Here is a 20,357-nt window from a genome sequence, read left to right as displayed (position 1 = left end):
CTAGAGCAGGCGGCAGGCGCGGCACCCCATTTGGCATTGCTGACGGAGCGCATTCGGATATCTCAAAACTACCTGAGCGAGATTCAACACCTGATCCCGGCCCCATTGCGCCGCCATATCAAGGCCGGCCCGCTGGATGAGGGCACATGGTGCCTGCTGGTCAGCAATGCCGCCGTTTCTACCAAGGTCCGTCAGCTGCTGCCCGTTCTTCTCCGCCTTTTGACCCAAAACGGTGCACAGGTTACCGCGATTCGAATCAAAGTCCAAGTGAAGCCACCTTAGTAGCGGATGGGCTCAAGAAGAACTATTGCGGGTTTGCAGGGAAGTCGACTTTGAATTTGGTGCCGCTTGTCTGACTCGAACAGACGACCTATCGCTTACAAGGCGATTGCTCTACCAACTGAGCTAAAGCGGCGCGGGAGAATTCTACTTGACCCGTTTCAATACCGGTCTGCCACCTGGACGCGGCGGCGGAGTTGACGGGGGCGGTTCGTCGCCGTCACCCGACTCTTCGGGGCCGGGCTCAACAGGAACCACACGCAACACATAACGCTCTTCTGGTTCATCAGCGCTATTGCTATCGCCAGCGGTGGCCGATGGCGATTGAAGCAAATCCGGTAAGTCGGATGTGACCGCTGTGAGCAACGCAGGAGGAGGCGAGGGAAAGGCCATGCCCTGCCCGTTTTCACGCGCGTAAATCGCTACAACATGGTCAACAGGAACCACTATTTCTCGGGCCACACCTCCAAAACGGGCCTTGAACTCGATGAAATCGTTGCCCAGTCTCAGCCCGCTGGTGGCATCCACTCCGACGTTGAGAACAATCTCACCTTCTTTAACGAACTCCATAGGCACTTGCACAGACGCATCCACCTGCACCGCAAGGTGAGGTGAAAACCCGTTATCACTACACCACTCGTGCAACGCGCGAATGAGGTAGGGCCGTGTAGAAGGACTGTTTTGGTCAGATAAATTCATGGTGCAAAGAAGACAAGAAGGCCGACGGCAGGAGCCCCCGGGACTTGCTTTATTTACGCATCACCTTCTCTGAGGGCGTCAGTGCCTCAATATAAGCTGGACGGGAGAAAATCCGCTCTGCGTACTTCAACAAGGGCGCAGCGTTCTTGCTGAGCTCAATGCCGTAGAAGTCCAGACGCCAAAGCAAAGGAGCAATGGCCACATCCAACATGGAGAAATTGTCTCCCAGCATGAATTTGTTCTTCAGGAACACGGGAGCCAACTGGGTCAAACGGTCACGGATGTGCGACCGGGCCTTTTCCAGAGCCTTCTCGTTACCCTTGCTCGCGCGCGCCTCCAAAACAGACACGTGCGCAAACAATTCTTTTTCAAAGTTGAGCAAGAACAGCCGAACGCGGGCCCGGTCAACCGGATCACCAGGCATCAGTTGCGGATGCGGGAAGCGCTCGTCGATGTACTCGTTGATGATGTTCGACTCGTACAGAATCAGGTCGCGCTCAACCAGAATGGGTACTTGCCCATAGGGATTCATCACGCTGATGTCTTCTGGCTTGTTGTACAAGTCCACATCGCGGATTTCAAAGTCCATTCCTTTTTCGAACAACACGAAGCGGCAGCGGTGCGAGTAAGGGCAAGTGGTGCCCGAATACAAAACCATCATGGGTAAGTCTCCTAAAATGCAAAAACAGTGACCAGCCCAACCGCCGGCTTGCGGCGAAGAGCCTGCCACTGTGAACCCCGGGCACCGCCAGCTTTCAGCGCATGTCCGGAGAGAACGGAACCTGGATTACTTGACGTCTTTCCAGAAAGCAGCATTCAAGCGCCACGCCACGAGGGTGAACGCGGCCAAAAACAACAACACCCACACGCCCAGGCGAACACGCTGGTTTTGTGCTGGCTCGCCCATCCATTGCATGTAAGCGACAAGGTCACCAATATTGTTGTTGAACTCGGCTTCACTCATGGTGCCAGCCTTGACAGGCGTCCAGCCGGTAACCACTTCTGCTTCAACGCCGTGACTTTCTACCTTGGCATGAACAGGCTCGCGCTCGCCTTGCAATTGCCACAGCGGGTTAGGCATCCCGACATTGTGAAACACCAGATTGTTCCATCCCGTGGGGCGCGCGGGATCGCGGTAAAAGGTGCGCAGAAACGTGTAGAGATAGTCGGCACCCGAACCGCCTGCACCGGCTCGCGAGCGTGCGACGACCGTGAGATCTGGCGGATTTGCGCCAAACCACTCCTTCGCTTGCTTCGGATCGATGGAAGCCTTCATGGTGTCACCAATTTTCTCGGTGGTGAAAGTGAGGTTCTCCGCGATCTGGCTGTCGGTCAGTCCGATGTCACGCAGCCGGTTGTAACGCATGAATGCGGCCGAGTGGCAATTCAAGCAGTAGTTCACAAACAGTTTGGCACCGTTTTGCAGTGCTGCCATGTCGTTGGTTCGGTTGGGAGCTTTGTCCAATGGGAAGCCGCCGCCGGATGCCAGTGCTGCAGAGGAGAGACCCAGGGCCAAAGCCAAGCTCAGAAGAATTTTTTTCATTTGTATGACGCTCCGTTGCTCGATTGGGGCTTAGTGAGGCGTGAAGGTCACGCGGCTGGGCACTTGCTTGAACTCGCCCAAACGGCTCCACCATGGCATCAACAGGAAAAAGCCGAAATAAAACAGCGTGCCGACCTGAGACACACGCTCACCCACCGGTGAAGGAGGCTGAACCCCGAGGTAACCCAAGATCAGGAAGTTGATCACGAATACCACGTAAAGCCACTTGACCCAGTCAGGGCGGTAGCGGATGGACTTCACCGGGCTGAAATCGAGCCATGGCAGGAAGAACAAAATCACCACCGCGCCGCCCATGGCCACCACGCCCCAGAACTTGGCGTCAATGGCCCAGAGAAGAGCAACAGCCACAACTGCAGCGCCGACCACCGCCATCTTCAGCACGCCACTGATCCTGGCCTTGGCCACGCCCAGTACCGCACCCAACACCACGCAGGCCATCAGCACGTACACCATTTCACCAGTGATGGCGCGCAACATGGAATAGAAAGGCGTGAAATACCAGACTGGTGCAATATGCAACGGGGTCACCAGCGGATCGGCTGGAATGAAGTTGTTGTATTCGAGGAAATATCCGCCCAGTTCGGGAGCGAAGAAAACGATCGCCGAGAACACCATCAAGAAAACCGACACACCAAAGATGTCGTGCACCGTGTAGTAAGGGTGGAAGGGAATCCCGTCAAGTGGAATGCCCTTATCGTTCTTGGTAGCTTTGATTTCCACGCCATCGGGGTTGTTGGAACCCACGTCATGCAAGGCCAGCAAGTGCGCTACCACCAGACCCAGGAGGACCAGTGGCACAGCGATCACGTGGAAGCTGAAAAAGCGGTTCAGGGTGGCGTCACCCACCACGAAGTCACCACGGATCAGCAAGGCCAGATCAGGACCAACAAACGGAATGGCGGAAAAGAGGTTCACGATCACCTGAGCGCCCCAGTAGCTCATCTGACCCCATGGCAACAGGTAACCCATGAAGGCTTCGCCCATCAAGACCAGGAAAATGGCGCAGCCAAAGATCCAGACAAGCTCGCGCGGCTTGCGGTAAGAGCCGTAGAGCAGGCCACGGAACATGTGCAGGTACACAACAACAAAAAATGCGGAAGCACCAGTGGAGTGCATGTAGCGGATCAGCCAGCCCCAAGGCACATCGCGCATGATGTACTCAACCGAGGCAAATGCCAGACTGGCGTCCGGCTTGTAGTGCATCACCAGGAAGATGCCGGTCACGATCTGTATCACCAACACCAGGAGTGCCAGCGAGCCGAAGATGTACCAAAAGTTGAAGTTTTTCGGTGCGTAGTACTCCGACATGTGGACGCGATAAGCGTCGAACGCCGTCGGAAAACGGTTCTCAAACCAGTTGGTTACCTGCGCCGTGGCGGGCGAGCCTGGGGGGAGTTCTTTGAATTCAGCCATGTGTGCCTCAGTGGTCGGTTGTCTGCCTCAGGCAGATCAGGCTTTCTCTTCGCCAATCACTACCACGGTCTCAGACACGTAGTAATGGGGAGGAATTTCCAGGTTATCGGGCGCCGGCTTGTTTTTAAACACACGGCCCGCCAGATCAAACGTGGAACCATGGCAAGCACACAGGTAGCCACCAACCCAGTTGTCCGGCAGCGATGGCTGAGGGCCCGGCGTGAATTTGTCACCAGGCGAGCAACCCAAGTGGGTACAGATGCCAATTGCAATAAAGTACTCGGGCTTGATTGAGCGATGGGCATTGAGTGCGTACCCGGGGGTTGGAATCGCCTTGCGCTCGGACTGCGGGTCAGCCAGATCGCCCTCAACCTTGGCCAGATCGGCCAACTCCTCAGGTGTTCGGCGCATGATCCAAATGGGTTTTCCACGCCACTCGACCACTTTTTTACCACCGGGTACGACGTCGGAAATATCCACTTGGACTGCAGCACCAGCTGCTTTTGCGCGCTCAGACGGCTGGAAGCTGCTCACGAAAGGAACAGCGACAGCGGCTGCTCCTACACCGCCCATGGCGGCCGACGTGATCAGCCAAGTTCGGCGGCTGCTATCTACAGCAGGCACTCCAACGGTTGCTTCACTCATGGAATTCTTTCAATGACGTTTCTGAATGGGGGATCCACTAGGGGTCAACCCGGCATTGTACCGGAGGCCTCACTACGCTCACCTGACTTCGATCAAGACAAAGTCCGAGGCCAGCGATCAAACCCTGTGACGACTTGCCAACATGCCCGGGCTTTTGCCCGCTCAGAGCTTTTTTGACCGAAAGCTCACCTGAATACTTACGCATTCCATGCAAGAATTCATCCGCCTTCGTTGACAGAGGGCTGAGCAGAATACCCATTGGACACAGGAAAAGGACTCCCAAATGAGCATGATGAAAGAATTCAAAGACTTCGCCGTCAAAGGCAATGTGATTGACCTGGCAGTTGGCGTCATCATTGGTGGCGCCTTTGGCAAGATTGTGGGATCCATGGTTGAAGACTTGATCATGCCCATCGTCGGCGCCATTTTTGGCAACATCGATTTCAGCAACCTTTTTGTCATCATGGGAGATGTGCCTGAAGGCACGGCTTCCACACTCGCGGCGATGAAGGAAGCCGGCGTGCCCGTACTGGCCTACGGCAACTTCATTACTATCGCGATCAATTTCATCATTCTGGCTTTCATCATCTTCATGATGGTCAAGCAGGTTAACCGCATGAAGCGCGAAGAAGAGGCAGCACCGTCCGCACCGGAAGCGCCAACGGAAGATGTCATTTTGCTGCGCGAGATTCGCGACAGCCTGCGCAAGTAAGCCCAAAGCCGGGAATCATGCCGCACCCTTGTGGGTGCGGCTTTTTTACACCTGCAAGCTCATGCCCCGTGCTGCTTCTATCGCAGCCCAAAGGCTTGCCGGATTTGCCCGGCCGGTCCCGGCCAGGTCGAAGGCTGTGCCGTGGTCGGGACTGGTCCGGACAAAGGGCAGCCCAATCGTCGTATTGACACCTTCATCCAGACCCAGCAACTTGACAGGGATAAGACCCTGGTCGTGGTACATCGCAATCACCACGTCAAATTCGCCGCGGCGCGCGCGCATGAACACGGTGTCCGGCGCAACCGGGCCAACCACCTGCACGCCATCTGCTTGCGCTGCCTGCACTGCAGGTGCAATGGCGTCGATCTCCTCCCGGCCAAACAGCCCGCCCTCACCAGCGTGCGGATTCAACCCCGCGACCGCAATGCGCACTCGAGGATGGCCACAACGCTGAAAGTGATCCACCGTGAGGCGCAGTGTTTGCAACACTTGCGCCGATGTCACAGCAGCAATCGCCTCGCGCAATGAAACGTGGATGCTCACCAATACGGTGCAAAGACCTGGACAACTCAGCATCATGCGCACCGGCAGGCTATCGACCTTGACACCCAGGTGCTCCGCCGCCAAAGCCTGAAAAAACTCGGTATGCCCAGGGTGGTGCACACCTGCCGCGGACAAGGCTTCTTTGTGGATGGGAGCAGTCACCACAGCACTGGCCATACCCTGTAGTGCCCGATTGGCCGCCCACTCGATACATTGCGCCGCTGCAAGACCCGAACTCGCACTCACCTGCCCCATCTGAAGGTCTCGCACGGGTTCACACGCCTGCACCACGGCCAACCGCCCAACCTGAGGTTGCCAGGAGTCCAGTCCGGTCAGCTCCAGCCATTCTGGCAATGCCAGTCCCCTCTCTTTCGCCACCAGCTCGCCCGCTCGCCGCAATACCCGAACGTCACCAGCAACCACCACCTCCTTGGCCAACAAGTCGGGGTGTTCGATCATGGCGCCTGCGATGATTTCAGGGCCTATACCGGCTGGATCTCCCATGGTCAATACCATGGGCAAGCGGTTCAACGGATTCGGCATGTCACGGTCCAATCGGGTGAAAGCGGGGCTCAGGCAGGATTGGCCAGGTCGAAAAATTCATGCTCCAGCCCCAGTTGAGCGGCCACGTGCGCGCCAACCGCCGGCGCGCCATAGCGCTCCGACGCATGGTGCCCACACGCGATATAAGCAACCCCACATTCGCGGGCATAGTGCGCTTGAGGTTCAGAAATTTCACCCGTAATGAAAACATCAGCGCCAGCAGCTATGGCACTTTCAAAATAGGACTGGGCACCTCCGGTGCAAAGCGCAACTCGCTCAATCGGCCGATCGGGTTCGGCCACCAGCGTGACAGGGCGCCCCAATACAGACTGCACATGCGCAGCCAGCGCGGCCGCACTGGACATGGCGCGGAGCCCCAAAAACCCCAGTGACTGCTCTCCAAACCGACCCTCTGCTCCCTCAACCAAGGCGATGCCCAACTCCTTGGCCAATTGCGCATTGTTGCCCAGACTCACATGGGCATCCAGGGGCAGGTGGTAGGCAAACAGGTTGATGTCGTGAGCCAGCAAGCGCGACAGACGCTGCTTCATCCAGCCAGTGATCCGGCCATCCTGTCCGCGCCAGAAAAGGCCATGGTGCACCAGCAAAGCATCTGCACCTGCCTCAATGGCCACGTCGATCATTGCCAAGCTGGCCGTGACGCCCGAAACGATTTTTCGAATTTCTGCGCGGCCCTCCACCTGCAATCCGTTGGGTCCATAGTCTTTGAACCCACCTGGCTGCAGCAAGGTGTCAAGCGAATGGAGCAACTGGTCCCGCGTTACTGCCGGGGCGAGGTGAAAACTGTTCATAGGGGGGCAACCTGATGGATGAATCAACGCAAAAGGCTGTGAAGGCACGCAGTCACGCGCCCTCACAGCCTTGGCATTTTGACACCGGGGCATCCTGCCCCTTTGACGTTCAGCTTTCTTGCCCTTGAGCCCGCTCCGCTTCATCCATCTTGCGGTTGAAGAAGCGATAAAACCATATTGCCATGCCGATCATGAACAAGATGCCCGAGATACTGAACAAACCGTAGTCTGTTGAAAAAAGATCCACTAACGCTTTCATTTGCCTTCTCCATTCCTGTATCGAATCATTGCCCCATTTCACTCGGGCGTCCACTTCAGCGCATTGACTTGCATCAACTGGATTGAACTCTGCAGCCCCATCCATATTTGCGGGACAATACGCGCTGGCGCCACTTGAGGCATACAGCCGACCTGCACCCCTAAAACACCCATGAAACGACTCTGGCTGGTATTTGCCCAATCCGTGACGGTTTTACTGGCGGCGCTTTTTGTCGTCGCGACGCTCAAGCCTGACTGGCTGAACCGCAAGCCCATTCTGACATCGATCGTTCCCGTGATCGAGTCTTCAGATAGTGTGCCGAGCACGGCCAGTGCTGGCGTCAACAACTTCAGTGCAGCTGCACGCATCGCTTCTCCGGCAGTGGTCAGCATCAACACCAGCAAGGCCTCCGAGACCGGGCAGGCAGGCACCGACCCTTGGTTCCGCTTCTTTTTTGGCGAGCAGGGCCAGTCCCAACCCCAGGCAGGCCTGGGCTCAGGAGTCATCGTGAGCCCAGCGGGCTACATTCTGACCAACAACCACGTGATCGAAGAGGCTGACGAGATTGAGGTTTTGCTCAACGACGGCAGGCAGAGTGCGGCCAAGGTGATCGGTACCGATCCTGAAACCGACTTGGCCATTCTCAAAATCGACCTCCAAGAGCTTCCCGTGATCACGCTGGGGGACTCTGATCGCTTGACCATCGGTGATCCCGTTCTCGCCATTGGCAACCCTTTCGGCGTTGGTCAAACCGTGACCAGCGGCATCGTCAGTGCGTTAGGCCGAACCCAGTTGGGAATCAACACGTTTGAAAACTTCATCCAGACCGATGCGGCCATCAACCCTGGGAACTCCGGTGGTGCACTGGTAGACATTGCTGGTCGCCTGATGGGCATCAACACGGCGATCTACTCCCGCTCGGGGGGTCAATGGGCATCGGTTTCGCGATTCCAACCTCTACAGCCCGCAGCGTCATGGAAGCCATCGTGCGTGATGGCCAGGTGACACGGGGCTGGATCGGCGTGGAGCCACAAGACCTGACCCCCGAGCTGGCCGAAACCTTCGGATTAAAAGCAGGCAGCGGCGTCATCATCACCGGCGTGCTTCAAAAGGGTCCTGCAGCAAACGCAGGCATTCAGCCTGGTGACGTGATCACAGCCGTGGAAGGCCGCAAGGTCAACAACGTGGCGCAGTTGCTCTCGGCGGTTGCAGCGCTTACCCCGGGCAAGGCTGCGCAACTGGACATCGTTCGCAAGTCAGGCACCAGCAGCATAGAAGTGACGCCGGGGACGCGCACCCTGTCGGGCAAGGCAGATCAACGCTGAGCACCCAATAAGCGCTTCATTCCAAAGCGCTTGCCGGGGCAGCGCAACCCAATCGAACAAGACCGGACCTTCGCGCTACCGGCCTTCGCCAAAGTGATTCACAAGGCCCGTGAGGCAGCTTGAGACGGGGTTCAAGCTTCGGTCAACGGCTGCCTCGCAATGCCCAGACTGCCTCACCCTCTGACGGACCTTGGCCCAGTGGGTCGTCACTCGGCAGGGTTCTCAGCAACCTCTTCCTCAGGCGCCTCAGTGGTTTTCACAAACCACCGAGCCCCCCAGATACCAACCTCGTACAGCAAACACATTGGCACAGCCAATGCGAGCTGGGAAATCACGTCGGGCGGAGTGACAACGGCCGCAACAATAAAAGCCACCACGATAAAGTAGCCTCGAAAATCCTTGAGCTTCTCCACCGACACCATGTTCATCTTGACCAGCAACACCACCACAATAGGCACCTGAAACGCCAGGCCAAATGCGAGGTAAAGCGACAGAATGGCTTCCACATAAGAAGCAATATCCGGGGTTGCCGCCACACTTTTTGGCGTGAACTGCTGGATGAAGCCAAACATCCTGTCGAGCACCATGAACTGGACGAAGGCAATGCCCACATAGGCCAGCAGACTGCCCAGAACAATCAGAGGAATCGCAAAGCGCTTCTCATGGCTGTAGAGGCCTGGGGCCACGAAGGCCCACACCTGGTACATCCACCAAGGAAGCGAGATGACCAACGCGGTCATCGCCAACACTTTCATAGGGATGAAAAATGGCGAAAACACCCCCACGGCGATCAGTTTGGCGTCGGGCGGCATGTGAGCGCGAATAGGGATCGCGATCCAGTCGATCAAGCCGCTTGGTCCTGGCCAGATGGCCAGTGCAATCATGCACACCGCCAAGCCGGCCATTCCGTACATCAGGCGGTTGCGCAGCTCCATCAGGTGCTGCACAAAAGGCTGTTCGGTGCCGGCGAGTTCGTCGGCAGAGTCTTTGGAGTCGGGCATCAGCGCTTAGAAAAAGAGGGGCGTGGGCGAAAGCGCGCCACTCGAGCCGCGCCGGATTGGGTGCGGGTACGCACGCCAGCGCGGGCTTTGAACCACTGGGGCATGGCCTTCTGCTTGATGCGCCAATTTTTCTTGGGGCGTTTGTAGACCGGGTGAAGATCGCTGCCGATGCCCCCCATGGCGTCGTAGTCGGTGATGCCCGCCGTGGCTTCTGACCATGTTTTTTCAAAGTCGCTGGCACTTTCCTGCACCGAACTCTGCACATCGCGTGCAGCGCTTTCAACCGAATCCTTCATTTTCTTGAGTTCTTCAAGATCCATCGAGCGGTTGACTTCGGCCTTCACATCGGCCACATAGCGCTGCGCCTTGCCCAGCAATGCGCCCACAGTTCGCGCCACGCGAGGCAACTTCTCCGGTCCGATGACGATCAGCGCCACCGCACCGATCAGGGCGAGTTTGGAAATGCCCAAATCAATCATGTATCGGCTGTCCTGAAAATGAAGCGGCCGCGCACGGCGCAGCCTGCTCGGCCAGAAACATGCATGTCACTGGCCTAAAACCATCAGCTTTTTTGACGTGCTTCGACGTCGATGGTCTCTTTGGTGGAGCGAGCAGCGTCCTGGGTCACCTTTGCGGGCTGTTCTGCCCCCCCTGCTCGCCTTCTTTCATGCCGTCTTTGAAGCCCTTCACCGCACCGCCGAGATCCGAACCGATGTTCTTCAGCTTCTTCGTACCAAACACCATCACCACAATCAACAGCACGATGAGCCAGTGCCAGATGGAAAAAGAACCCATGATTTACTCCAGAAATGGTAACAAAGCGCATTCACGCCTGACCTGTCAGATTCTAAGCCCGGGCGAGAGTTCAACCCCTGCGCAAAAGGGAAATCCTTTGGCGCCAGCCCAGCCGGTCTATCCCCGCTTCCATGGCCTCGGCCCACCCATCACATGCACATGCATATGGTGGACCTCCTGCCCACCCTCGGTACCGGTGTTGCATACCAGGCGAAACCCTCCATCCGGGTAGGGGTTGCAACCCTGTTCTGCAGCCAGACGCGAGGCCAGCACCATCATTCGCCCCATCAGCGGCTCATGTTCGGGCGTCAGTTGGGCCATGGAAGGAATGTGAGCTTTGGGCACCAGCAAAAAGTGTACGGGTGCCCATGGCTGAATGTCGTGAAACACAAAAACCTCGTCGTCCTCGTACACCTTTTTGGAAGGGATCTGGCCTGCGATGATTTTGCAGAAAATGCAGTTTGGATCGTGAGCGCTCATGGGTAAAGAATTCATTCAGGTAAAGCTTCACTGGCATTCATGCGCACCATTCCCTTGACGATGCGGTAGAGGAACCAGATGGAGATCACCGCCCAAGCAACCGCTCCGGGCAGGTACAGCAGCAAAAACAAGGGAAAGGTGACCACATAGAAAAATCCTGCCCACAACACGGTGCGGATGCGCCATGCAAAGTGGCTGGCCTGCCAGGTGCCTTCTGCATCCGACTTTTTCACCAGGTCGATCACCAAAGCCACCACCAACAAGCCAGCGCCCACCTGCGCACCGGGCACCACTGCAGCCACGGCGACGATCAAGTGCAACAGGTAGCTGACCCAGCCAACCGTCTTCAATGATTCGGCTTCTTCGTCTGTTTTGACTCGAACGTCCAGAACATCGGGATCTTGGGTCATCGGTTTCTCCATTCAGACATACCTATTCAGACGCTTCTCGCGCCACGGCCTTGCGCAACGCTTTCTCTTCAAGACCGCTCAGCCCTTCACGCCGCGCGAGTTCTGCAATCACATCGGAAGGCGCCTTGCCGTAGTGGGCCAGCGCGATCATGGAGTGAAACCACAAATCAGCGATTTCGTTCACCAAGAACTGCGGATCTCCACCGTGATCGCAGTCCTTTGCCGCCATCACGGCTTCTGTGGCTTCCTCCCCGATTTTCTTTAAAAAGGCGTCGGGGCCCTTGTGTAGCAAACGCGAGACATAGCTTTTGTCCGGGTCTCCGCCATTGGCCGGCTTTCGGCTTTCAATCACGGCGGCCAATCGGGCCAGATCATCGCTGGAGGACATGGGTGCAGAACTCATTTGTAAATCGATTCGGGATCTTTTAGCACCGGCTCTACGGATTGCCATTGGCCATCAGCGTGTTGCTTGTAAAAGCAGCTGTGGCGACCGGTATGGCAAGCAATGCCAGGCTCGTGTCCAAGCTGGGTGACTTTGAGCAGGACCACATCATTGTCACAGTCAAGCCGGATGTCGTGTACGGTCTGCACATGGCCCGACTCCTCACCTTTGAACCACAACCTGTTGCGTGACCGGCTGAAATACACGGCCCGTTTCAACTCAGCCGTTTTTTGCAGCGCCTCGCGGTTCATCCAGGCGAACATCAGCACGTCGCCCGTGGCGGCCTCCTGTGCAATCACCGGGACCAAACCTTGGTTGTCCCACTTCACTTCGTCAAGCCAGTTCATAGGCTGAATCTAACATGCACGCCGAGGTCAGCGCCCAGTGACCGCGCGTTTGGCGTTACTATGGGAAAAGACTGCGGCACCCCCAATAGTGCCCACCAAACAACATCAAGTAACCAGCCTGAGGAGGCTTCTCATGCGATTTCGCACCCTGCTCCTGATCGCCCTGATTCTCGTGATTGCCGGCTTTGTCGCGCTCAACTTTGACGCCGTCATGCAAACCACAGAGCTGGATCTGGGCATGGCCCAGATTCAAGCCCCGCTGGGCCTGGTCATGCTCGGCCTGCTGGTCGCCATGTTCGCCGTTTTCCTGATTGCCTTGCTGTTCTTTCAAACCAGCCATGCCATTGAAGTGCGCCGCATCACAAAAGATGCGAATGAGCAGCGCCATTTGGCCGACAAAGCGGAAGCATCCCGTTTTAACGAACTCCGCGAATACCTGAAGGCCGAATTGCAAAAAACAGCCGAGCGCGATGCTGTTCTGAATGACAAGTTGGCTCAAAAAATGGACTTGGTGCGCAGCTCACTTGTCGAGACCATAGAAAGCACCGGTAACGGTCTGAACGCCAATCTGGGACAAATAGAGGACCGACTGGAGCGCCAGCAGCCCGCGTTGCCCCACGATAAAGGCTCTTCAGAAGGCGCTTGAGGTTGAGTGCCTGGGGTTCAGGGCCGGACAGGGATACCGCGTTCGGCCATGCGCGCCTTGGCCTGACCCACGGTGAACTCTCCATAGTGAAAAATGCTGGCAGCCAAAACGGCGTCAGCCCCACCCTGTTGAACACCATCGGCCAGGTGGTCCAGGTTGCCCACGCCACCTGAGGCAATCACGGGGACACCTACCGCATCCGCCACTGCCCGGGTAAGCGCAAGATCGAACCCGGATTTCGTACCGTCGCGATCCATGCTGGTCAGCAAGATCTCTCCCGCGCCGAAATCCGCCATTTGTTTGGCCCATGTCACGGCGTCAAGCCCGGTGTTCTTGCGCCCGCCGTGGCTGTAGACGTCCCAGCCTTCGCCGCGGTCGAGCATATCGTCCCCAAACCTGCGCTTGGCGTCTATGGCCACAACGATGCATTGCGAGCCATACTTGTCCGAGACTTCACGAATCACTTGCGGATTGGCCAGCGCGGCCGAGTTGAAGCTGGTTTTGTCGGCCCCGGCATTGAGCAGTCGGCGCACGTCGTCGACCGAGCGTACGCCACCACCCACAGTCAAAGGGATAAACACCTGCGAAGCCACCGCCTCGATGATGTGCAGGATCAGGTCTCGACCATCGCTGGTGGCTGTAATGTCGAGAAAAGTGAGCTCATCGGCACCCTGATCGTTGTAGCGCGCGGCGATTTCGACCGGATCACCGGCATCACGCAATTCGACGAAATTGACGCCTTTGACCACGCGGCCATTGGTCACGTCCATGCAGGGGATGATGCGTTTGGCAAGCAAATCAAAGTCCTCGGAGAGTCAAAACGTTCGATCGAGAAGGTTTCTCGACCCCGGTCAACGCGGATCTGGCTCGGCCAGTCCGCCATTGACGCCCATTGAGAGGGTGATACGAAGGCAGCGCGGGTGCGCGTTCAGCCGTTCAAGTCGTCGGCCAGTTGCTGGGCCGCTTCAAAATCGAGATCACCACTGTAGATCGAGCGACCACAGATCACGCCTTCCACACCCTCCTCTTCCACGGCACACAAGGCGCGAATGTCGTCAAGGTTGGAGAGACCTCCGGAAGCGATCACGGGAATCGTCAGCGCCTGCGCCAGCGTCACCGTGGCTTCGATGTTGATCCCACTGAGCATGCCATCCCGACCGATGTCCGTGTAGATGATGCTTTCCACGCCGTAGTCCTGGAACTTCTTGCCCAGGTCGACCACTTCGTGGCCGGTCAGCTTGCTCCATCCATCGGTGGCCACCTTGCCATCTTTGGCATCGAGGCCCACGACGATGTGGCCGCCAAAAGCCGTACAGGCATCTTGCAGGAAGCCGGGGTTCTTCACTGCCGCGGTACCCACGATCACGTAGCGCAAACCTGCATCCAGATAGCGTTCAATGGTGTCGAGATCACGAATACCTCCACCCAGCTGCACATCCACCTCAGAGCCCACTTCTTTCAAGATGGCGCGAATGGCCTGCTCATTCTTGGGTTTGCCCGCGAACGCTCCGTTCAGGTCCACCAAATGGATGCGGCGCGCGCCTTTGTCCACCCAACTGCGGGCGATGGCCGCCGGGTCTTCCCCGAACACAGTGGATTGGTCCATATCGCCCTGTTTGAGGCGAACGCAATGGCCGTCTTTGAGGTCGATGGCGGGAATCAGCAACATGGTGAGAGGTTCTCAGAACGGGAGGAATCAGGGGTTCCAGTGGAGGAAATTCCGGTAAAGCGCCAGACCCTGATCGGCGCTTTTTTCGGGGTGAAACTGGGTCGCAAAAATGTTGCCCCGCGCAATGGCTGCGGCGAAACGGCCGCCAAAATCGGCCTCACCCACCGTGTGCTGTGGGTTGATCGGTTTGGCGTAATAACTGTGAACGAAATAGAAATAGGCGCCGTCGTCGATGCCTTCCCAAACTGGATGTGCCGGGCCTCGACCCAGGTCGTGAAACACCGCGTTCCAGCCCATTTGCGGCACTTTGAATCGGCTGCCATCGGCCTGCAAACGCCCTTCCAGCTGAAACTTGACCACCTCGCCAGGGATCAGCCCCAAACCCTCGGCCGGCCCTTCTTCACTGCGGTCGAGCAGCATTTGCATGCCCACGCAGACACCGAACAAAGGCTTGTTGGCGGCGGCATGCAACACGGCATCCAGCAAACCCGACTCGGCCAGTTCGCGCGTGCAATCGGCCATGTGACCCTGACCGGGCAAAACGATGCGCTCGGCATCCATCACAGCCTGGGGATCGGAGGTCACGGCCACATTCAGGCCACTGCCCGCGGCCACATGCGCCACCGCCTGCGAAACCGAACGCAAATTGCCACTGCCGTAGTCCACCACGGCGACTGTCTTGGTTTTCATCTCACAGGAACAGGCAAGGGGTTACAGGGAACCTTTGGTCGAAGGTATCACATCGCCCATGCGCGGATCGCGTTCAAGCGCCATGCGCAGCGCCCGGGCAAAGGCCTTGAACACCGTCTCGGCCTGGTGGTGGGCGTTTTCACCGTGCAGGTTGTCGATGTGCAGTGTGACACCCGCATGGTTCACAAAACCTTGAAAAAATTCAAACGCCAGCTGCGTGTCAAACTGGCCGACCATGCCGCTTTTGAAGGGCACGCGCATGTGCAGACCGGGGCGGCCAGAAAAATCGATGACCACGCGGGACAAAGCTTCGTCCAGCGGCACATAGGCATGGCCGTAGCGGCGAATGCCCTTTTTGTCACCCACTGCCTTGGCAAAGGCCTGCCCAAGCGTGATGCCCACGTCTTCCACCGTGTGGTGTCCGTCGATGTGCAAATCGCCTTTGGCCAGAATATCGAGATCGATCAGGCCGTGGCGCGCGATCTGATCGAGCATGTGGTCAAAAAACCCAATGCCTGTGGACAGAATGGCAGCACCGGTACCGTCCAGATTGATGCGCACACCGATCTGGGTTTCAGAGGTATCGCGCTGAACCTGGGCCACACGGTCGGTGGCGGCTGGAGAAGAGGCAGTAGCCTGGGACGTCATAGGTGTTTTTGCAGGGAGTGGATCAGTTGCGCGTTCTCGGCGGGCGTTCCTACCGTCAAACGCAGGCATTCGCCCAGCAATGGGTGCATTTTAGAAACATTCTTCACCAGAATGCTGTCGGCCTTGAGGCCATCGAAACATCGTTGTGCATCGGGCACACGCGTCAGCACCATGTTGGCATCGCTGGGATAGGCCGTCACACCGGGCATTTTGCCCAACGCGTCGATCAAGACCTCGCGCTGCTCGCAGATGTGCGCCGCCTGCCGGGCGAACACCTGGGCATGCTCCAGTGCAAACAGGGCGCATTCTGCATTGAGCACACTCACGTTGTACGGCGGGCGCAGCTTGTCGACCTCGTGCACCAGCGCCTGCGGCCCGACCATGTAGCCCAGGCGCACGCCGGCGAGGCCAAACTTGGACAGGGTGCGCATGAGCAACACGTTGGCATTCGCTAGCGGATGTGCCCGAATCTCGTCCAGCCAGCTGCGGCTGGAAAAAGGCTGATAAGCCTCGTCCATCACGACCAGACCGCCATAAGTGGCAGCTTCAGCGATCAAGCGGCGGATGACCGCAGCGTCCCACAAATTGGCCGTGGGGTTGTTCGGGTAAGCGATGTAGGTGATGGCAGGTTGATGCTCACCCATGGTGGCCAGCATGGCGGCTTCGTCCAGCTCGAAGTCGGCGGTCAGCGGCACGCCATGGAAAGCCAAACCTTGCAGTTGCGCGCCCATGGCGTACATCACAAATCCGGGCAACGGCGCCAAAATGGACGCCCCGGGCACATCACAGGTCATGGCCAGCAGGGAAATCAGTTCGTCCGAACCGTTGCCCAGCATCAAACTGGTGCCTGCGGGCAAATCGATGTACTCGCCCAGTGCTTTCTTCAAATCGTCAATGCGAGAGCCAGGATATCGGTTGATCGCCAGCGCACCCAGCCGGGCGCCCAACTCGGACTGCAATTCGGCCGGGAGCGCAAACGGGTTTTCCATTGCATCGAGTTTGATCAATCCCGTGGAATCCTGGATGGCGTAGGCATGCATGGACTGGATGTCCTGCCGGATGAATCGCATAGGGCTCTGGTTCATGATTCACCTCGCATCGGGGGGATATTGTTCAAACGCAATTCGGCAGCGCGGGCATGGGCTTGCAGGCCTTCGCCATAGGCGAGCTCTGCAGCGATGACGCCCAAGGTCTGGGCGCCAGCAGCGCTGACCTCGATCAGGCTGCTGCGTTTCTGAAAATCGTAAACACCCAGTGGTGAGGAAAAACGGGCGGTTCCGCTGGTGGGCAACACGTGGTTGGGGCCTGCGCAATAATCACCCAGGCTTTCGCTGGTGTAGGCGCCGAGAAAGATGGCACCCGCGTGTTTGAGCAAGGGCTCCCAGCGGTGCGGTTCGGCGCTGGACACCTCCAGATGCTCGGGCGCAATGCGGTTGCTCAGGGCGCAGGCTTCGGCCATGTCGCGGGTTTGAATCAATGCTCCCCGGTCGTTCAGGCTTTTCGCGATGATTTCCGCGCGTGGCATGGCTGGAAGCAGGCGATCAATTTCGGCTTGCACAGCATCCAGATAGCTGGCATCTGGGCACAACAAGATGCTTTGCGCGAGCTCGTCATGCTCCGCCTGGCTGAACAAATCCATGGCCACCCATTCAGCGGGCGTGCTGCCATCGGCCAAGACCAATATTTCGCTCGGGCCGGCAATCATGTCGATGCCGACCATTCCGAAAACCCGCTTTTTTGCGCTGGCCACATAGGCGTTGCCCGGACCGGTGATTTTGTCGACCTTCGGTACGGTGGCCGTGCCGTAGGCCAACGCGGCCACGGCCTGTGCGCCGCCGATGGTGAAGGCGCGTGAAACACCAGCCACATAGGCCGCAGCGAGCACCAGGCTGTTTTTTTCGCCACGCGGCGTGGGCACCACCATGATGATCTCCTGCACCCCTGCCACGTGGGCCGGGATGGCGTTCATCAACACGCTGGACGGGTAAGCGGCTTTGCCGCCGGGCACATAAATCCCCACGCGGTCCAGTGGCGTGACCTTCTGGCCGAGCAGCGTGCCATCTTCATCGCGGTAGCTCCAGCTTTCTCCCGAGGCCTTTTTCTGCGCTTCGTGGTACGAGCGGACGCGGCGCGCGGCGGCTTCCAACGCACAACGCTGGGCCTCAGGCAAACCTTCGAAAGCGTCCTTCAACTCGGCCTGCGTCAGCTCCAGCGCTTTAACGCTGTCCTGGCTCACACCATCGAACCGTGCGGTGTATTCCAAGACGGCCGCGTCGCCCCGTTGCATGACATCGGCCAGGATGTCGGCCACGCGTTGCTCGATCGCACCGTCGGTCTCGGCCGACCAATGCAGCCTGGCCGCAAACTGCGCCTCAAAATCAGCAGCGGTGGTGGACAGACGAACGGGCTGGGCGGAGAGGCTCATTGTGTTGAAGCTGTGGTCTTGCCAATGGCTTGGGTGAAGGCGTCGATGATGGGGCGGATCTGGGCTTGCTTGAGCTTGAGCGCGGCCTGGTTGACCACCAGGCGAGAGCTGATGTCCATGATTCGCTCGACTTCGATCAGGTGATTGGCCTTGAGCGTATTACCGGTGGACACCAGGTCCACAATGGCATCGGCCAAGCCGGTCAGCGGAGCGAGCTCCATGCTGCCATAGAGCTTGATGAGATCCACATGCACACCCTTGCTGGCGAAAAACTCGCGTGCAATGGAGGTGTACTTGGTCGCCACTTTCAATCGTGACCCCTGGCGCATGGCTGAGGCATAGTCAAAATCGGCACGCACTGCCACGCTCATGCGGCACTTGGCGATTTGCAAATCCAGCGGCTGGTACAAGCCTTGGCCACCATGTTCAATCAGCGTGTCTTTGCCAGTCACACCCAGATCGGCCCCACCGTATTCGACATAGGTCGGCACATCTGAAGCGCGCACCAACACCACCCGCACTTCGGGCTGGTTGGTCGGCAAAATCAGCTTGCGCGACTTCTCAGGGTCTTCCAGCACTTCGATGCCAGCCGCGGCCAGCAGTGGCAGGGTTTCGTCAAATATGCGACCTTTGGAGAGAGCGAGTGTGATCATTTCATCAACCCTTTATGCGCTCGATTTGTGCACCAATGGCGCGCAGTTTTTCCTCCATCTGGTCGTAACCACGATCCAGGTGGTAAATGCGATCGACAATGGTGTCGCCCTCAGACACCAGGCCAGCGATCACCAGACTGGCAGACGCCCGCAGATCAGTGGCCATCACGGTGGCACCAGACAACTTGCTCACGCCTTCAACGATGGCCACCTTGCCTTCGGTCTGTATGTGCGCACCCAGGCGCGTCATCTCGTCCACATGCATGAAACGGTTCTCGAAGATGGTTTCGGTGACGGTGGCCGTGCCTTCTGAAATGAGGTTCAAAGCCATGAACTGAGCCTGCATGTCGGTCGGAAAACCGGGGTATTCGGTGGTTCGGAACGACTGCGCCTTAAGGCGCCCCGAGGCTCGCACACGGATAAAAGGACCGTCGGCATTGCTGCCAGGCTCGATCGTGGCGCCAGCGTCGCGCAGCTTGTCGATCACCGCGTCCATGTGATCCGCCCTCGCATGGCGCAAGATCACATCCCCGCCCGTGGCCGCGACGGCACACAGAAAAGTACCGGCTTCGATGCGGTCAGCCACCACCTGATGGGTTCCACCATGCAGACGCTCCACGCCCTGGATGTGGATACGGCTGGTGCCATGGCCTTCAATCTTGGCGCCCATGGCAATCAGCATCTCGGCCAGATCGGGAATTTCGGGTTCCTGGGCAGCGTTTTCCAGAACCGTTTCACCCTCGGCCAGCGCTGCGGCCATGAGGAAGTTTTCGGTGCCGGTCACAGTCACCATGTCGGTGGCGATGCGCGCGCCTTGCAAGCGCGTACGGCCTGCAGGCAGGCGGGCGACCATGTAACCGTGCTCCACATCGATCTCGGCACCCATGGCTTGCAGGCCCTTGATGTGCTGGTCCACCGGGCGCGAGCCGATGGCGCAACCACCGGGCAACGACACCTTGGCGCGACCAAAGCGCGCCAGCAACGGACCCAACACCAGCACCGATGCGCGCATGGTCTTCACCAGTTCATAGGGCGCTTCGGGGTTGATCGAATCTGCCGCCTGGAACGACATGCCGCCGCGGTCGCCGTGGGTCTCTGTTTTCACACCCATGTTGTCGAGCAAGCGGCGCATGGTGGCCACATCCTGCAGGCGCGGCACATTCAGCAAACGCACGGGCTCATCGGTCAACAGCGTGGCGCACATTTCGGGCAAGGCCGCATTCTTGGCGCCGGAAATGACAACTTCGCCGTTAAGGGTGTGGCCACCGGTGATCTGCAGTTTGTCCATGGTAAATCTCGCTTTTATAGATGGCACTCAGCGCCACTGAAACGGTTGGTGAGTGCGCCGCCCGCCAGG

The 20,357-nt window shown here is 58.1% G+C and carries 25 protein-coding genes, 1 tRNA gene and 2 pseudogenes; 4 read left to right on the top strand and 24 right to left on the bottom strand.

Translation table 11 applies throughout. The features are described 5' to 3' along the window. The first annotated feature begins 30 nt into the window (after positions 1-30). Entirely contained in the window at positions 31-282 is a 252-nt protein-coding gene (locus LPB072_RS04935) for a DciA family protein (protein ID WP_231943426.1), read from the top strand. A 57-nt stretch (positions 283-339) separates the two neighbouring features. Here the strand turns inward: LPB072_RS04935 and LPB072_RS04930 are convergent. From LPB072_RS04930 to petA, 6 genes are all read right to left on the bottom strand, one after another. Then, a tRNA-Thr gene (locus LPB072_RS04930) sits at positions 340-415 on the bottom strand. Between the two features lie 11 nt (positions 416-426). Further along, on the bottom strand, positions 427-978 hold the full coding sequence (locus LPB072_RS22975) for a ClpXP protease specificity-enhancing factor (RefSeq protein ID WP_082877002.1): 552 nt from the start codon (positions 976-978) through the stop codon (positions 427-429). Between the two features lie 49 nt (positions 979-1,027). Further along, complete coding sequence (locus LPB072_RS04920) at positions 1,028-1,639, bottom strand: glutathione S-transferase N-terminal domain-containing protein (protein ID WP_066092383.1); 612 nt, start codon at positions 1,637-1,639, stop codon at positions 1,028-1,030. 126 nt (positions 1,640-1,765) lie between these two features. Beyond that, the gene (locus LPB072_RS04915) at positions 1,766-2,521 is read right to left on the bottom strand and encodes a cytochrome c1 (protein ID WP_066092380.1); all 756 of its coding nucleotides are present in this window, start codon (positions 2,519-2,521) and stop codon (positions 1,766-1,768) included. A 30-nt stretch (positions 2,522-2,551) separates the two neighbouring features. Continuing rightward, positions 2,552-3,955 carry a cytochrome b gene (locus tag LPB072_RS04910; RefSeq protein WP_066092377.1) on the bottom strand — a complete coding sequence of 468 codons (1,404 nt, stop codon included), beginning with the start codon at positions 3,953-3,955 and terminating at the stop codon, positions 2,552-2,554. A 36-nt stretch (positions 3,956-3,991) separates the two neighbouring features. After that, positions 3,992-4,600, bottom strand: coding sequence for a ubiquinol-cytochrome c reductase iron-sulfur subunit (petA, locus tag LPB072_RS04905; protein WP_066092373.1), 609 nt, complete (start codon positions 4,598-4,600; stop codon positions 3,992-3,994). Between the two features lie 283 nt (positions 4,601-4,883). Between petA and mscL the strand changes: the two genes are divergently transcribed. Next, positions 4,884-5,312, top strand: a complete 429-nt coding sequence (mscL, locus tag LPB072_RS04900) for a large conductance mechanosensitive channel protein MscL (RefSeq protein ID WP_066092370.1) — start codon at positions 4,884-4,886, stop codon at positions 5,310-5,312. A gap of 45 nt (positions 5,313-5,357) precedes the next feature. Here mscL and pdxA read toward each other — a convergent pair whose 3' ends face one another. The 3 genes from pdxA to LPB072_RS22970 all read right to left on the bottom strand — a co-directional run bounded on the left by pdxA (position 5,358) and on the right by LPB072_RS22970 (position 7,469). Then, positions 5,358-6,398 carry a 4-hydroxythreonine-4-phosphate dehydrogenase PdxA gene (gene pdxA / locus LPB072_RS04895; RefSeq protein WP_066092367.1) on the bottom strand — a complete coding sequence of 347 codons (1,041 nt, stop codon included), beginning with the start codon at positions 6,396-6,398 and terminating at the stop codon, positions 5,358-5,360. A gap of 29 nt (positions 6,399-6,427) precedes the next feature. Continuing rightward, positions 6,428-7,210, bottom strand: a complete 783-nt coding sequence (locus LPB072_RS04890; protein WP_066092364.1) for a Nif3-like dinuclear metal center hexameric protein — start codon at positions 7,208-7,210, stop codon at positions 6,428-6,430. A gap of 109 nt (positions 7,211-7,319) precedes the next feature. Beyond that, the gene (locus LPB072_RS22970; RefSeq protein WP_082877001.1) at positions 7,320-7,469 is read right to left on the bottom strand and encodes a DUF3149 domain-containing protein; all 150 of its coding nucleotides are present in this window, start codon (positions 7,467-7,469) and stop codon (positions 7,320-7,322) included. Between the two features lie 171 nt (positions 7,470-7,640). Here LPB072_RS22970 and LPB072_RS04880 point away from each other — a divergent pair. Beyond that, positions 7,641-8,794: pseudogene (locus LPB072_RS04880) on the top strand (Do family serine endopeptidase). A 206-nt stretch (positions 8,795-9,000) separates the two neighbouring features. Here LPB072_RS04880 and tatC read toward each other — a convergent pair. The 7 genes and pseudogenes from tatC to hisI form a co-directional block, all read right to left on the bottom strand. Then, positions 9,001-9,795, bottom strand: a complete 795-nt coding sequence (tatC, locus tag LPB072_RS04875) for a twin-arginine translocase subunit TatC (protein WP_066092358.1) — start codon at positions 9,793-9,795, stop codon at positions 9,001-9,003. Then, complete coding sequence (gene tatB / locus LPB072_RS04870; RefSeq protein ID WP_066092355.1) at positions 9,795-10,274, bottom strand: Sec-independent protein translocase protein TatB; 480 nt, start codon at positions 10,272-10,274, stop codon at positions 9,795-9,797. Before tatB ends, tatC begins: the two co-directional genes overlap by 1 nt. 83 nt (positions 10,275-10,357) lie before the next feature. Further along, a pseudogene (gene tatA / locus LPB072_RS04865) lies at positions 10,358-10,590 on the bottom strand (Sec-independent protein translocase subunit TatA). Between the two features lie 117 nt (positions 10,591-10,707). After that, complete coding sequence (locus LPB072_RS04860; protein ID WP_066092349.1) at positions 10,708-11,070, bottom strand: histidine triad nucleotide-binding protein; 363 nt, start codon at positions 11,068-11,070, stop codon at positions 10,708-10,710. Between the two features lie 11 nt (positions 11,071-11,081). Beyond that, on the bottom strand, positions 11,082-11,480 hold the full coding sequence (locus LPB072_RS04855) for a DUF4870 family protein (protein WP_066092676.1): 399 nt from the start codon (positions 11,478-11,480) through the stop codon (positions 11,082-11,084). Positions 11,481-11,502: 22 nt separating this feature from the next. After that, positions 11,503-11,883, bottom strand: coding sequence for a phosphoribosyl-ATP diphosphatase (locus LPB072_RS04850; RefSeq protein ID WP_066092346.1), 381 nt, complete (start codon positions 11,881-11,883; stop codon positions 11,503-11,505). Continuing rightward, the gene (gene hisI / locus LPB072_RS04845) at positions 11,880-12,278 is read right to left on the bottom strand and encodes a phosphoribosyl-AMP cyclohydrolase (RefSeq protein WP_197508975.1); all 399 of its coding nucleotides are present in this window, start codon (positions 12,276-12,278) and stop codon (positions 11,880-11,882) included. The genes LPB072_RS04850 and hisI overlap by 4 nt, the downstream gene beginning before the upstream one ends. Before the next feature lie 124 nt (positions 12,279-12,402). On the opposite strand from hisI, the gene LPB072_RS04840 reads away from it, so the two are divergent. Then, positions 12,403-12,915 (top strand): hypothetical protein, encoded by a 513-nt coding sequence (locus LPB072_RS04840; protein ID WP_066092340.1) that lies wholly within the window; start codon positions 12,403-12,405, stop codon positions 12,913-12,915. Between the two features lie 17 nt (positions 12,916-12,932). Here LPB072_RS04840 and hisF read toward each other — a convergent pair whose 3' ends face one another. From hisF to murA, 8 genes are all read right to left on the bottom strand, one after another. Next, positions 12,933-13,712: an imidazole glycerol phosphate synthase subunit HisF gene (gene hisF, locus LPB072_RS04835; RefSeq protein ID WP_066092336.1), complete on the bottom strand. Its 780-nt coding sequence runs from the start codon at positions 13,710-13,712 to the stop codon at positions 12,933-12,935. 131 nt (positions 13,713-13,843) lie between these two features. Continuing rightward, positions 13,844-14,584, bottom strand: coding sequence for a 1-(5-phosphoribosyl)-5-[(5-phosphoribosylamino)methylideneamino]imidazole-4-carboxamide isomerase (gene hisA, locus LPB072_RS04830; RefSeq protein WP_066092333.1), 741 nt, complete (start codon positions 14,582-14,584; stop codon positions 13,844-13,846). A 27-nt stretch (positions 14,585-14,611) separates the two neighbouring features. Next, positions 14,612-15,274 (bottom strand): imidazole glycerol phosphate synthase subunit HisH, encoded by a 663-nt coding sequence (gene hisH, locus LPB072_RS04825; RefSeq protein WP_066092330.1) that lies wholly within the window; start codon positions 15,272-15,274, stop codon positions 14,612-14,614. Between the two features lie 21 nt (positions 15,275-15,295). Further along, the gene (gene hisB, locus LPB072_RS04820) at positions 15,296-15,922 is read right to left on the bottom strand and encodes an imidazoleglycerol-phosphate dehydratase HisB (protein ID WP_066092327.1); all 627 of its coding nucleotides are present in this window, start codon (positions 15,920-15,922) and stop codon (positions 15,296-15,298) included. Next, a complete protein-coding gene (gene hisC / locus LPB072_RS04815; protein ID WP_066092324.1) occupies positions 15,919-17,007 on the bottom strand; it encodes a histidinol-phosphate transaminase in 1,089 nt (362 codons plus the stop codon). Before hisC ends, hisB begins: the two co-directional genes overlap by 4 nt. Next, positions 17,004-18,347 (bottom strand): histidinol dehydrogenase, encoded by a 1,344-nt coding sequence (gene hisD, locus LPB072_RS04810; RefSeq protein WP_066092321.1) that lies wholly within the window; start codon positions 18,345-18,347, stop codon positions 17,004-17,006. The genes hisC and hisD overlap by 4 nt, the downstream gene beginning before the upstream one ends. Then, a complete protein-coding gene (gene hisG / locus LPB072_RS04805) occupies positions 18,344-19,000 on the bottom strand; it encodes an ATP phosphoribosyltransferase (protein WP_066092318.1) in 657 nt (218 codons plus the stop codon). Before hisG ends, hisD begins: the two co-directional genes overlap by 4 nt. A gap of 4 nt (positions 19,001-19,004) precedes the next feature. Beyond that, entirely contained in the window at positions 19,005-20,288 is a 1,284-nt protein-coding gene (gene murA / locus LPB072_RS04800; RefSeq protein ID WP_066092315.1) for a UDP-N-acetylglucosamine 1-carboxyvinyltransferase, read from the bottom strand. Between the last annotated feature and the right edge of the window lie 69 nt (positions 20,289-20,357).

The organism is Hydrogenophaga crassostreae (assembly GCF_001761385.1).
Lineage (GTDB): Bacteria > Pseudomonadota > Gammaproteobacteria > Burkholderiales > Burkholderiaceae_C > Hydrogenophaga > Hydrogenophaga crassostreae.
Note: the sequence above shows the minus strand (reverse complement) of the source record. Positions and strands in the feature narration are given on the sequence as shown.